Annotated in this window: 8 protein-coding genes; 5 read left to right on the plus strand and 3 right to left on the minus strand. The window is 73.9% G+C overall.

All coding sequences use genetic code 11. The features are described from left to right. From ACFVVU_RS26435 to ACFVVU_RS26445, 3 genes are all read left to right on the plus strand, one after another. The coding region (locus ACFVVU_RS26435; RefSeq protein WP_387792592.1) for a thioester reductase domain-containing protein at positions 1-4187 on the plus strand (4187 nt) is incomplete at its 5' end. Between the two features lie 133 nt (positions 4188-4320). Then, a complete protein-coding gene (locus ACFVVU_RS26440) occupies positions 4321-5511 on the plus strand; it encodes a cytochrome P450 (protein WP_380688278.1) in 1191 nt (396 codons plus the stop codon). 113 nt (positions 5512-5624) lie between these two features. Next, positions 5625-7202 (plus strand): FAD-binding protein, encoded by a 1578-nt coding sequence (locus tag ACFVVU_RS26445; RefSeq protein WP_387792594.1) that lies wholly within the window; start codon positions 5625-5627, stop codon positions 7200-7202. Between the two features lie 89 nt (positions 7203-7291). Here the strand turns inward: ACFVVU_RS26445 and ACFVVU_RS26450 are convergent, their stop codons facing one another. Both ACFVVU_RS26450 and ACFVVU_RS26455 read right to left on the minus strand, forming a co-directional pair. Continuing rightward, a complete protein-coding gene (locus ACFVVU_RS26450) occupies positions 7292-8335 on the minus strand; it encodes an SDR family NAD(P)-dependent oxidoreductase (RefSeq protein ID WP_387792596.1) in 1044 nt (347 codons plus the stop codon). Between the two features lie 129 nt (positions 8336-8464). Further along, a complete protein-coding gene (locus ACFVVU_RS26455) occupies positions 8465-9055 on the minus strand; it encodes an RICIN domain-containing protein (protein WP_380684733.1) in 591 nt (196 codons plus the stop codon). Between the two features lie 181 nt (positions 9056-9236). Between ACFVVU_RS26455 and ACFVVU_RS26460 the strand changes: the two genes are divergently transcribed. Further along, positions 9237-10064 carry a BTAD domain-containing putative transcriptional regulator gene (locus ACFVVU_RS26460; RefSeq protein ID WP_380684734.1) on the plus strand — a complete coding sequence of 276 codons (828 nt, stop codon included), beginning with the start codon at positions 9237-9239 and terminating at the stop codon, positions 10062-10064. A 94-nt stretch (positions 10065-10158) separates the two neighbouring features. On the opposite strand, the gene ACFVVU_RS26465 is transcribed toward ACFVVU_RS26460, so the two are convergent. Then, positions 10159-12024, minus strand: coding sequence for a BTAD domain-containing putative transcriptional regulator (locus tag ACFVVU_RS26465; RefSeq protein ID WP_387792598.1), 1866 nt, complete (start codon positions 12022-12024; stop codon positions 10159-10161). A 201-nt stretch (positions 12025-12225) separates the two neighbouring features. On the opposite strand from ACFVVU_RS26465, the gene ACFVVU_RS26470 reads away from it, so the two are divergent. Then, positions 12226-13089 carry an aminoglycoside phosphotransferase family protein gene (locus tag ACFVVU_RS26470; RefSeq protein WP_387792599.1) on the plus strand — a complete coding sequence of 288 codons (864 nt, stop codon included), beginning with the start codon at positions 12226-12228 and terminating at the stop codon, positions 13087-13089. Position 13090: the final 1 nt, after the last annotated feature.

A 13090-nucleotide genomic window follows, 5' to 3' on the forward strand; every position in this document is an offset into this window, starting at 1 on the left:
CCGGCGTGGTCGTGCTCAAGCGCCTCTCCGACGCCCTCGCCGCCGGTGACGACATCCTCGCCGTCGTCCGCGGCTCCGCCGTGAACCAGGACGGCAAGAGCTCCGGCCTGACCGTCCCGCGCGCCTCCTCCCAGCAGGAGGTCGTGCGGCGGGCGCTCTCGGTGGCCGGGATCGCCGCCGCCGAGGTCGGCTTCGTCGAGGCGCACGGGACGGGCACGCCGCTCGGCGACCCGATCGAGGTGCGGGCGCTGGGCCGGGTGCTGGGCGAGGGCCGGGCACAAGACAGCCCGGTGGCGCTGGGGTCGGTGAAGACCAACATCGGCCACCTGGAGGCGGCGGCGGGCATCGCCGGCTTCATCAAGGCGGTGCTGACGGTCCAGCGCGGCTGGATCCCGCCGCACCTGAACCTGGTCGAGCCCAACCCCCACGTGGCCTGGGCGGATCTGCCGGTCTCGGTGCCGACCGAGCTGACCCGCTGGGAGCAGGAGCGGCGCATCGCGGGCGTGTCGGCCTTCGGGTTCGGCGGCACCAACGCCCACGTCGTGCTGGAGTCCCCGCCGGTCCGGGAAGCCGCCGCCGAACCGGTCCCGGACGGGCCCGTGGTGGTCAAGGTCTCCGGCTCCGGCGCGGTGGCCCTGCGCGCATCGGCCGCCCGGCTGGCCGAGTTCACCGCCACCGCCGACGCCTTCACGCCCGCCGAGCTCGCCTGGTCGGCCGGTGTCGGCCGGGCCGACCTCAGCGACCGCGCCGCCGTGGTGGTCGAGACCTCCGCCGACCTGGCCGAGCGACTGCGCGCCGTGGCCGAGGGCGCCGACGCCCCCGGTGTGGTGACCGGCCGTCGCGGTGCCGGGCCGGTGCCGCAGGCGGCCTTCGTGGCCACCGACGGCGGCGCCCGGGCCGACGGCCTGTACGGGAAGCTGCCGGTGGTGACCGAGACCGTGGACGCGGTGGCCGCCGCCCTCGGCGTCCCCGGCGAGGAACTGGCCGCCGCCGACGGCCCGGCCTCGCGCTACGCGGCGACGGTGGCGCTCGGGGCCTGGTGGCGCTCGGTCGGTGTCGACCCGGACGTGATCGTCGGCCAGGGCGCCGGCGCGTACGCCGCTGCGGCCCTCGCGGGCGTCTTCAGCATCGCGGACGGTGCCCGGCTGGCCCTGGCCGGCCGCTCGGCCGACCTGGCCGACGTCCGGCTGCGCATCCCGGCCGTCGACCTGGTCCTCGACCACCGGGCCGGTCCGGCCGGCCCCGAGGTGGCCACCGCCGAGTACTGGAACCGCTCCGCGGACAGCGCGCCGGACCGGCCCGCGACGCTCGACGCGGCGCCGGCGTCGGCCCTGGACAGCGGGGTCGGGATCATCCTCGAACTGGGCACCGGCGCCCTCGCCCTCAGCGGCGGGGACCAGGACGCCCTGCGACTGGCCCCGGCGGCCGACGGGCCCTCGGCCCACCGGGTGCTGCTGGAGTCCCTCGCCCAGGTGTGGGCCCGCGGCCGGGAGGTCGACTGGTCCGCCGTGGTGACCCGGCCGGCCTCCCCGGCCAAGCTGCCCACCTACCCCTTCCAGCGCCAGGAGTACTGGCCGCAGAACACCTCCGCGGGCACCGCCACCGCCTCGCGCGGCGGCCGCGCACTGCGCCCGCACATCCTGGAGACGGCGGACGGCGAGGTGATCGGCGAGAGCGAACTCTCCCTCGCCGCCCTGCCGTTCCTCGCCGAGCACCGGGTGCACGGACGGCTCGTGGTGCCCGGCGTGGTCTACCTGGAGCTGGTCCTGCGCTGCGCCGAGCGGGCCTTCGACGGACCGGTCGGGATCGAGGACCTCTCGATCTCCCGTCCGCTGGTCCTCTCCGACCAGGACACCCGCACGGTCCAGGTGGTGCTGGGCCCGCTGACGGACGGCAAGACCGAGGTCCGGGTGCACAGCAAGGACCCGGTGGCCGGCTGGCAGCAGCACCTGCGGGCGCTGGTCGTCCCGGCGGCGCCGGCCGGCGGGGACCCGGCCGAGGTGACACCCGCGGCGCTCTTCGAGGACGCCGGGACGCGCTGCCAGGACACCCTGGACGGCGAGGAGTTCTACCGCCGGGCCTGGCACCCCGCGTTCCGGCTCGGCCCGAGCTTCCAGCTGGTGGAGTCCGCTCGGCGGGGACCGGGCGTCGCGGTCGGGCGGCTGGTGCCGCCGGACGCGCGGACCAAGGGTGTCGCGGCCGGCGTCCGGGCCGACCTGCTGCTGCTGGACGCCTGCGTGCAGCTGGTCGCGATCGCGGGGCACCCGCAGCCGGCCGACTGGGCCGAGCGCCCGGTCCACCTGGGCACCGGCTACGAGCGGATGGTCGTGCACGGCGCCGTCGCGGCGGACGAGGTGCTGTGCACGGTGGTGACCCGGGCGACCGCCGACGGCTCCCTGGCCGGGGACCTGCGGCTGACCGCGCCGGACGGCTCGCTGGTCGCCGAACTGAGCGGGGTGTCGTTCCGCCCGGTCAGCGAGGCCCTGCTGGAGCGGATGGTGTCCAGCGGCCGGCCCGCGGGAGCGGCGGGAGCCGTCGGCCCGGTGGACCTGGCCGCCCTCCGCGCGGCGGAGCCCGCCGAACGGGAGCGGGCGGTCACCGGGCACCTGGTCCGGCTGCTGGCCGCCGTGCTCGGCTCCGCGCCGGAGGACGTCGACCCCGAGACCGAGGTCACGACGGTCGCCGACTCGCTGATGCTCGCCGAGCTGAAGAGCCAGGTGGACCGCGACTTCGAGGTGGGCCTGCCGCTGGAGATCGTGTTCAGCGGCGGCCGGCTGACCGACCTCGCGGAGTGGGTCGCGGACGAGCTGGAGCAGCCTGCCACACCGGCCCCGGCGGGCGAGGAGCCGCCGTCCGGCAGCGCTCCCGCCGCCGCCGTCGCCCCGGGCGCCCCCGCGTCCGCGCCCGCCGCGACGTCCGCCGCGGGAACCGCCACCCCCGCCCCCGCCCCCGCGGCGCCGCGGGCGGCGGCCCGCCCGCGCGGCCTCGGCAGCCGCCGGGTGCGCTCGATGACCGTGGCGGAGATGGTGGAGAAGGCGGAGCTGGAGGCGTCGATCACCGCCACCGTGCCGTCCGAGCCGGCCGGGACGGCCCCGCAGGACGTCCTGCTCACCGGTGCCACCGGCTTCGTCGGGGCCTTCCTGCTCGCCGAGCTGCTGGAGCGCCGCCCGGGCACGGTGCACTGCCTGGTCCGGGCCGACAACGAGCAGCACGCCCTCCGCCGGGTGCTCGCCAACCTGACCACCTACGGGGTCGACGTCGGCGATGCCGCGACCCGGATCGTGCCGGTCGTCGGGGACCTCTCCAAGCCCCGGTTCGGCCTCGGCGAGGAGCAGTTCACCGGCCTGCACGCGCGGATCGGCGACATCTTCCACTGCGGCGCGACCGTGAAGTGGACGTACCCCTACAGCGGTCTGGAGGCCGCCAACGTGGACGGCACCCGCGAGGTGCTGCGGCTGGCGACGGCCGGAGCGGCGAGGCCCGTGCACTTCATCTCCACCGTCGGGGTGTTCTCCTCCAAGGAGTTCGAGGCCGACAGCGTGCCGGAGAGCCAGGACCTGCTGACCAGCGGCCCGCTGGTGGTCGGCTACGCGCAGTCGAAGTGGGTCGCCGAGCACATGGTCCGCACCGCGCACGAGCGCGGGGTGCCGGTCACCATCCACCGCATCAACTCGGGCCCGCACAGCAGCTCCGGGGCGTTCAACCGGCTGGACCACCTGAGCATGGTGATCAAGGGCTGCGCCGAGGCCGGCATCGCGCCCGACCACGTGGAGATGCCGCTGCAGCCCGCGCCGATCGACTACGTGGCGCGCGCGGTGGTGGAGCTGGCCGGGCGGCCCGAGCTGAGCGGGCGGACCTTCCACCTGGTCAATGACACCAAGCTGACCTGGATCGAATTCTTCGACCTGGTCGAGGAGTTCGGCTACCCGATGGAGCGGATGACGTTCGCCCGCTGGAAGGAGAAGGTGACCGGGCGCGAGGCCGGCACCATGGCGCTGCTCGGTCTGGTGCCCTTCCTCAACGACGCGGTCGACGACGTCCGGCTCCCGAAGTCCGCCGCCGAGGACACCCGGGCGGCGCTGGAGGGGACGGGCATCAGCTGCCCGCCGCTGGACGCCGCGCTGGTGCGCACCTACCTGGAGTCCTTCACCGCCAGCGGCTTCATGGAGAGCCCGACGGCGGGCTGAGCCGCCGGCCCCGCCCCCGCCCACCCTGCAGCGGCAGGCGGGGCCGGCCTTCCCCCGCACGATCCCGCACGTCTCCGCACGTTCCCGCACGTCGCAGCAGTCCGGACAGCCATGCCTGACAGAGAGGGCAACCATGACCATCACGATCGACCTGGGTGACCCCGAGTACCACCTCAACCCCTGGCCGACCTACGTGCGGCTGCGGGACGAGAACCCGGTGTTCCACGCCCCCGGCGGCATGTGGGACGGGTCCGACTTCTACGTCCTCAGCCGCTACGACGACGTCTCGCTCGCGCTGAAGGACAAGAAGCTCTTCTCCTCGCAGATCCGCAAGGGCGACTACCTCAACCTCCCGATGCTGGTGAACCGGGACGCACCCGAGCACACCCGGCTGCGCCACATGGCCAACAAGGCGTTCAACGCCCGACTGGTCCGCACCCTCGGCGGCTGGGTGCAGGAGATCGTCGACGAGCTGATCGAGGAGATCCTGGCGCAGGAGCAGGTCGAGTTCGTCGAGGCCTTCACCACCGCGCTGCCGCTCAAGGTGGTCGGCGGGATGCTCGGCATCCCGCTCGACCGCAAGGCGGACCTGCGCCGCTGGTCGGGGGCCGTGATGGCGTCCTTCGCGGTCGCCGCCGGGATGGACCCGGACCTCGCGCCCGGATTCTTCGAGGACATCGTGGAATTCGGCAACTACATGGGCGAACTCGCCCACCAGCGCAAGGGCAAGCCCAACCAGGAGGACATCCTCGGCGAGCTGGTCGTGCAGCTGGAGGCCGGGGACATGACCCGCGACGAACTGGTCACCATGGCCTGGTCGTTCGTCGCGGCCGGCCACGAGACCACGATGAACCTGCTCGGCGGCGGCGTGCACATGCTGCTGACCGACAAGGCGCTCGCCGACCGGCTCACCGCCGAGCCCGACCTCACCCGGGACTTCATCGAGGAGTACCTGCGGCTCTACAGCCCCACCCAGTGGCTGCTGCGCCGGGCCGCCGAGGACGTCACCCTGCACGATGTCACGATCCCCGCGGGCGAGTTGGTGCACGTGCTGATCGGCTCCGGCAACCGCGACCCGCGCAAGTTCCAGAACCCCGACGTCTTCGACCTGGACCGCGACACCAAGGGCGACCACCTGGGCTTCGGGGCCGGACCGCACTTCTGCCCGGGCGCCGCGCTCTCCCGGCTGCTCGCCGAGACGGCGTTCCGCTCCTTCTACCCGCACCTCGACCGGCTCGCCCTGGACCCGGAGGACCCGCCGCGCCTGCGCACCACGCAGGGCTCGTACGGGATCGCGAGCATGGGCGTCCGCGTGACGGCCTGAGGAAGCCCCGGCCCGGTCCGCGCCCCAGCACCACCGCCAGCAGCACCGCCAGCAGCACCGCCAGCGCCGGCGCCGCCATCGGCGCCATTCGAGAGGACGAAGTGAACGGACCCGTGTTCAACAGACGGCAGATTCTCCGCTACGGAGCGGCGGCCACCGGCGCCGCCGCCCTGTCGGGGGGCCTGCTGAGCGGTGTCGCCCGGGCCGCCGAGCCCGTCGACGTGGTCATCGTCGGCAGCGGGTACGCCGGCTCGGTGGCGGCGCTCCGGCTGGCCCAGGCCGGCTTCAGCAGCGTGCTGCTGGAGCGCGGACGCCGCTGGCCGATCACGCCCGCGGGCGACACCTTCTGCACCCCGCAGGCCCCGGACGGCCGCGCCGCGTGGCTCGCCACCACCTCGCCGTTCACCAACCAGAGCTTCCACCCGTTCACCGGGGTGCTGGAGGCCTTCGTGGGCGACGGCGTGATCGGCCTGGCCGGCGCGGGCGTCGGCGGCGGCTCGCTGGTGAACAACGCCGTGATGATGGCGCCCCGGGAGGACTTCTTCCGCCGCAGCTTCGGCGATTCGCTCGACTACGCCGAGATGCGGGACGTCTGGTACCCGCGGGCCCGCGGCCTGATCGGCGTCGCCCCCATCCCGGACGACGTGCTCAACTCCCCGTACTACGCCAACGCGCGGGACCTGCTGGCCGAGGCGGCACGGGCCGGACTGCCGACACTGCGCCCGGACATGGCGGTGGACTGGCAGATCGTCCGCAACGAGATCGCCGGCACCGCCGTGCGGTCGGCGATCCTCGGCCACTCGGACTTCGGCGTCAACAGCGGGGCCAAACGCAGCGTCGACCGCTCGATCCTCGCGGCCGCCGAGGCCACCGGACGGGTCTCGGTACTGCCGCTGCACCAGGTGACGGACATCAGCACGGTGGACAACCGGTACCTGATCTCGGCGGAGCGGATCGACGAACAGGGGCTGGTCGCGGCCCGTCCGCAGTTCGCGGCCCGCTACGTCTTCCTGGCGGCCGGCTCGCTCGGCACCACGAGGCTGCTGGTCCGGGCCAAGGCCACGGGCGGTCTCCCCAAGCTGGGCGACCAGGTGGGGCGCAACTGGGGGACGGGCGGGGACCACATCATCGTCCGCGCCGGGCTGCCGCTGCGCGACACCGCGCAGGGCGGGCCCTCGCACATCGTGGCCACCGACTGGGCGGACCCCGAGACCCCGGTGACCTTCCTCGGATTCCCGCTCGGCTACCCGGAGCTCGGCTCGCTCGCCAGCACCATGCTGGGCCTGTCCGTGCCGCCGGCGCTCGGCCGGTTCGACTACCGGCCGGCCACCGGCAAGGTCGGGCTGACCTGGCCGAAGTCGGACCCGCGGATCCAGCGGGCCACCGACGCGATGTCGGCGACCACCTCGAAGCTGGACCGGGCGAACCCCGGGATCAGGGTGGACGTGGTGACGCCGGCGCTCACCGCGCACTGCCTGGGCGGGGTGGTCCTGGGGAAGGCCACCGGCCCGGCGGGCGACGTCCTCGGCTACGACAACCTGTTCGCGATCGACAGTTCGCTGATACCCGGCTCGACCGGGGCGGTGCCGCCGGCGCTGACGGTGACGGCGCTGGCCGACCGCTGCGTCGACCGGGCGCTGCACCGGCTGACCTCGTCGGGCTCGCCCGGGACGGTACTGGCGCTCTCCTGAACACCCTTCGGGTGCACGGGGGTTGAAACAATGAAGGCCGTTCCGGAGACCAGTCGGTCTCCGGAACGGCCCTCGGCGTGCCGCCCGGGTCAGCCGTGCGCGGCGACCAGCCGCTCGGAGGCCGTCCAGAGTTCGGCGGCCCGGGTGCGGTCGTGCGACTCCTTGGAGCTCTCGCGCGGCTGCCGGCCGGAGAAGTAGGCGCCGGTGGTGCCGGCCGGCTCCGGCGCGGTCGCCAGCCAGGCCAGGTCGGCGGAGGACTGCTCGACGGAGCGGGCCCCCGGCAGCGTCTTGACCAGCAACGGGGTCAGCTGGGCGTAGACCCGCTGGATGCGCGGCGGCCAGTCGCGGTCCAGCGAGGTGCCGGGCATCAGCCCGGGGTCGAAGGCGTTCACCGTGATCTCGCGCGGCACGACCCGCCGGGCCAGCTCGTAGGTGGCGTACAGGTTCGCCAGCTTGGAGGTCGCGTAACGGATCCGGCCGGACTTGGCCGAATCGCCCAGCACGGAGCGGTCCGGATCGACCAGCGCCTGCGGGTCCTCCCAGCGCGGGGCCGGGAATCCCATCGACTTCCGGGGCCCCTGGTGGACCTCGCTGGAAACCAGGATCACCCGGCCCGGCTCGACGATGTGGTCGACCAGGAGTTGGGTCAGCAGGAAATGCCCGAGGTGGTTCGTCGCAAACGTCAGTTCATAACCGTCACTGGATCGCTGGACACCGTTCACCACCTGGATTCCGGCATTGCAGATCAGCACGTGCAGTGGCGGCCGGTCGGACTTCGCGAGGATTTCCCGGGCACCGGCGCGAACCGACGAGAGCGCGGAAAGGTCGAGTTCGACCACCTCCAGACTCGCGTCGGGAATCGCCGCGCGGATCTCCGCCGCGGCGGCCTCCCCCTTCGGCACGCTTCGGCAGGCCATGATCACATGGCTTCCGGCAGCGGCGAGTTCGCGCGTGGTGGCCAGCCCCAGTCCCGAGGAGGCACCGGTGATGATGACGGACTTCTTCAAGGTCGACTCTTCTCTGTGGATGATGGCAATCATGCGCCCGCAGCGATCCGTCTGACTGCTCATCAGAATACCAGAGCCGTATTCCCGAACCCTTTCCTTCGATTGCCGGAAATATCCTCCTGACATGCACCCGCCACCTGCTGCCGTGAAGAAATGGCCAAGATCGGATGACCCCCCTCCGGAAATGCGCCGGGTACGACGGAAGGGCGGGCGGCCACCCGGCCGCCCGCCCTTCCGAGCTGTCATTCGGCTCGGCTACGGGAGGCTCCAGCTCTGGTTCGCCGTGTTCCACGCCTCGTCGGTGGTGATGCAGTCCCACTGCATCAGGCGGGACTGCACGCCGGGCGTGCCGCTCGGGCCGTCCGCGTCCAGGCAGCGGCCGGTGGCCCGGTTCTTCAGGATCATGGTCGTGGGGAAGCACATACAGGTGTGCCCCACCCAGGCGGTGGTCCACTCGGCCGGCGCGTAGCCGGCGTCGCAGTACGGGTACTGGATGACGCCGGTGCCGTTCGAGTAGGTCCCCGCCCGCCAGTCGAGCATGAGGCACTGGCCGGAGTGGCGGGCCTTGATCCGGAAGTACCCGTTGCCGCTGTCGAGCAGCTCGAACTCCTGGGAGGCGCTGGTGTTGTCCGGCCACAGGAAGACACCGGTGTACGCGTCGGTCGACGCCCACATGACGTCGGCGCGAAGCCCGGTCCGGACGTTCACCAGCTCGTGGTGGACGGGTCCCGCCGCCTGGGCGGGCGTGGCGCCGAGGGCCGTGAAGACGGCGAACGCCACGGCCGCCACCACGGCGGCCGGAGTGAGCCGGGAGCGGTCGGAGCGTCGGCGAAGGGGTATCCGCATGGTGCTTTCCTCCAGGGGTCTCGGGTGGCCGGCGTTCGTCGCGGCCCGGACGCCCCACACCCTGGCGGCACGTCCTGTGCACCGACCTTGCGGTCACCTTGCGGGCCAGCCAGCATGGGACGCCGGGGACGTGTCGCGGGCGCCGTTGATCACGCGGGGGGTACATGTGGACTTCCGGCTGTTGGGCGAGATCGAGCTGCGCTCGGCGGGCCGGCCACTCGACGTGGGGACGCCTCGGCAGCAGGTGGTCCTGGCCGCGCTGACCGTCGACGCCCGAAGACCGATCGCGATGGAGGCGCTCATCGACCGGGTCTGGGGCCACAACCCGCCCGCCGACCCCCGGTCCGTGCTCTACGCGCACCTGAGCAGGATCCGGGGGCTGCTGAGACAGGCGGCCGCCCCCGGCAGCGGGACGGCGGCGCGGATCGAGCGCCGGCACGCCGGCTACGTACTGGACATCGACCCCGAGCTGGTGGACCTCCACCGGTTCCGCCGGCTGGTCGAGCAGGGCGACGACCGGCAGCGCGACGACGAGGCCCGGGCCGCGACGCTCGCCGAGGCCCTGGGCCTGTGGCGGGGGGAGCCACTGGCCGGCCTCGCGGGCGAATGGGCCGCGCAGGTCCGGGCGAGCTGGCACCGGCGGCGGCTGGACGCGGTGATGCGGTGGGCGCAGGCGGAGTTCCGGCTCGGCCGGCCCACCGCGGTCATCTCCGCGGTGCCCGACCTCACCATCGAGTATCCGCTGGCCGAGCCCCTGGAGTACGTGCTGATCCAGGCGCTGCACGCGGCCGGGCGGGGCGCGGAGGCCCTGGACCGCTACGGCGCCGTCCGGCGGCGGCTGGCCGAGGAGCTGGGCGCCGGTCCCGGCAAGGAGCTCCAGACCCTCTACCGGACCGTCCTGACCGGGGATCCGCCCCCGCCGGGAGGGGCGGCGGCGCCCCCCGGCCCGCGGTCCTCGGCCGGCCCGGCGATCCGCGCCACCCGCCCGGTCCGGCGATCTCCCAGGTGATCCCGCCGCGGGGACGGCGGTTCACGGTGCCGGTCCCGCTCGACGCCGCCATCCGGAACCACCTGATCGACCATTCTTCTGATGATTCGTCACTTCATCGAACCCTCAGGGCCGTTCCACCGGCCTCCCGGTGCGCCGCGGCGGCCTCGACGGCGAAGGCGTGCAGCAGGTCGTGCAGCCGGTACTGCTCGGCCCGCTCCTGGATCAGCAGGTTCTCGTCGACCAGCGACTCCAGCGCCTCGCGCGCGGAGGCCGGTTCGAGGGCGGCGAGTTCGGCGGTGGAGCGGGCGGTGTAGTCGCGGCCGGGGTGGTCGGCGAGCAGCCGGAAGAACCGCCGGGCGGGTTCCGGAAGGCCCCGGTAGGAGAGGTCGAAGGCGGTGCAGAGCGAGCGGTCGCCCGCCACGATCGCCCGGATGCCGCCGTGTTCGAGGTGTTCGGCCAGGTCGGCCAGGCCCCAAGCGGGGCGGGCGCGCAGCCGGGAGGCGGCCAGGGCGAGGGCGAGCGGGAGACGGCCGCAGAGCCGGGTGATGCGCTCCGCGGCCTCCTGGGCGGCGGCGACCCGGTCGGGCCCGGCGGCGGCGGCCAGGAGCGAGACGGCCTCCGGCGGGCTGAGCGGGTCGAGCGGCAGGGCGCTCGCGCCCTCCAGGCCGGCCAGCCGGCGGCGGCTGGTGACCAGGACCAGGCAGCCGGGCCCGGCCGGTACGAGCGGGCGGACCTGCGGTTCTCCGGCGGCGTTGTCGAGCAGCAGCAACGCCTCGCGGCCGTGCAGGCGGTCACGGAACAGCGCGGCGCGGGCGTCCAGTCCGGCCGGGACCCGGGACTCGTCCACGCCGAGGGCGCGCAGCAGCCCGTCCAGGACGTCGGACGGGTCGAGCGGGCGGTGGTCCGGGTCGAAGCCGCGCAGGTTGACGTAGAGCTGGAGCTGGCTGAACCGGCCGGCCCGGGCGAGTTCGTGGGCCGCGCGGACGGCGAGCCGGGTCTTGCCGACGCCGGCCATCCCCTCGATCGCGATGACCTGGACGGTGGCGGGTGATCCGACCGGTGCGGTGGCCGAGTCCAGCAGGACCCCGAGTTCGGCGCTCCGTCCGGTGAACGTCGGTAGGTCGGCTGGGAGTTGGCGGAGCACGGTGACCGGGAAGGGCGGGGGCCGGCGGGCCGGTTCGGCCGGTTCGGCGGAGGCGGGCGCACCGCGGGTGTCCCGCGGGGGCGCGGCGCCGCCCGGCCCGAGCACCCGTTGGTGCACGGCGGCGATCTGCGGGCCGGGTTCGATGCCGAGGTCGGCGGCGAGTGCCGCGCGCACCCGGCGGTAGACCGCCAGGGCCTCGGCGCGCCGCCCGGCGGCGGCCAGCGCCTCGATCAGCAGCGCGTGCACGCCCTCCCGGTGCGGCTCCTCGGCGGCCAGCCGCCGGAGCACCCGGATCGCCTCGGTGGTGCGGCCGAGCCGCAGGTCGGCGCAGGCGGCGAGTTCGGCGAGCTCGATGCGGGCCTCCAGCCAGCCCGGCACCTCGTCCCGGTGCAGCGGATCCGAGGGCACGTCGGACAGCGGCGATCCGCGCCACAGTTCCAGGGCGGCGGCGGCCGAGCGGGAGACGGTCTGCCAGTCGTCGCGCCGGGCGGCGGCGCGGGCGGACTCGCCGCGCGCGGTGAAGATGGTGGCGTCCAGTTCGGTGTGCGGGTCCAGGCCGATCCGGTAGCCCGATCCGGTGGTCTCGACCCGTCCGGCCGCCTCCCCGAGCAGTCGGCGCAGCCTCAGCACGTGGCTGCGCAGGGTGGTGACGGCGGCGCGCGGCGGCTGGTTGCTCCAGACGGCGTCGGCCAGTTCGTCCACGCCGACCGTCTGGTTGGCGCGGCACAGCAGGCTCGCCAGCAGGATCCGGACGCGGGCCGGCACCATGACCGCCGCTCCGGCGACGCGGATCTCCAGGGGCCCCAGAAGGCCGAACCAGATCGTTCCACCCACCGTATCTCCCCAGTTACTGCACGGTTATGGCTGCGATTGAACCTATCTTGAACACTTCGAGTCAAGGAGTGACGCATAAGGACCATCCCTTGAACGGAATTTGCACGCGGCTTCCATCCGGCTTGAACGCGGGTCCGCCAGGCTGTCGCCGTTGATCGCCTCAAAGATCGTCCGCCGCTTGCTGATTGGTGATGATCCACGTTGCTTGATCTGGACGAGATAACCGCGAAATTCCAAGCGACCGCCGACTACGCCAGCACCGGCAAGGTCAACCACCGCTGGCTGGGCGCCCTGCCCGAGCAGGTGGCGGCCCTGGCCCGGGAGTGGGAACTGGAGATCGGCTCGGGCATCGGGACCGACTTCACCGCAAGGGTCTCCGCCGTGCTGCTGCCCTGCACCGGACCGCGCGGCGCGGCGAGCCTGAAGCTCGCCGCCGACTCCCACGCGCTCGCCGAAGAGGTCGCGATGCTCCGGCAGTTCGCACCCAGCGGCCGGGTGCCGGGCGTGCTCGCGGCCGCCCGCGGCGCCGCCCTGCTGGAGGCCGTCGTCCCCGGCACCTCGGTGGAACCGCTGCCCGAGCAGCCCGCCCCGGCCGAGTACGCCCGCTTCCTCAACGAGCTGCACGCGGTCGGTGACCCGGCGGCCGCGCCGCGCCGGATCGCCGACTGGCTGCAGGTGCTGTACGGCTGGAGCGAGCGCGGCGGCCTGGACTGCGCCTCCTCCCGCCGGATCTCCGCCGAACTGCTCGCCGACCCGGCCGAGCAGGTGCTGCTCCACGGCGACCTGCACCTGGGCAACGTCCTGGCCTCCGACACCCGGGGCCTGATCGCCCGCAGCCCGATCGCCTGCGTCGGCGAGCGCTGCTTCGACGCCGCCGACTACGTCCTGGAGGGCTGGGACCGGACCGTCATGGTGCGGCGGCGCGACGAACTCGCCGACGCGGCAGGGCTGGACGCCGACCGGCTGGACGCCTGGTGCCGGGCGCTGGCCCCGCTCGGCGCGTCCCGCTCCAAGATCCCCGAGCGGGTCTCCGAACTGCTCGCCTTCGCCCGCGGTGAGTACTGAC

Source organism: Kitasatospora sp. NPDC057965, from assembly GCF_042887135.1.
In the GTDB taxonomy this organism is placed as follows: Bacteria; Actinomycetota; Actinomycetes; order Streptomycetales; family Streptomycetaceae; genus Kitasatospora.

Excerpts from the sequence above, each read along its gene's own strand:
- ACFVVU_RS26440 (WP_380688278.1), top strand. The coding sequence starts at position 4,321 with ATGACCATCACGATCGACCTGGGTGACCCCGAGTACCACCTCAACCCC.
- ACFVVU_RS26455 (WP_380684733.1), bottom strand. The coding sequence starts at position 9,055 with ATGCGGATACCCCTTCGCCGACGCTCCGACCGCTCCCGGCTCACTCCG.
- ACFVVU_RS26450 (WP_387792596.1), bottom strand. The coding sequence starts at position 8,335 with ATGTCAGGAGGATATTTCCGGCAATCGAAGGAAAGGGTTCGGGAATAC.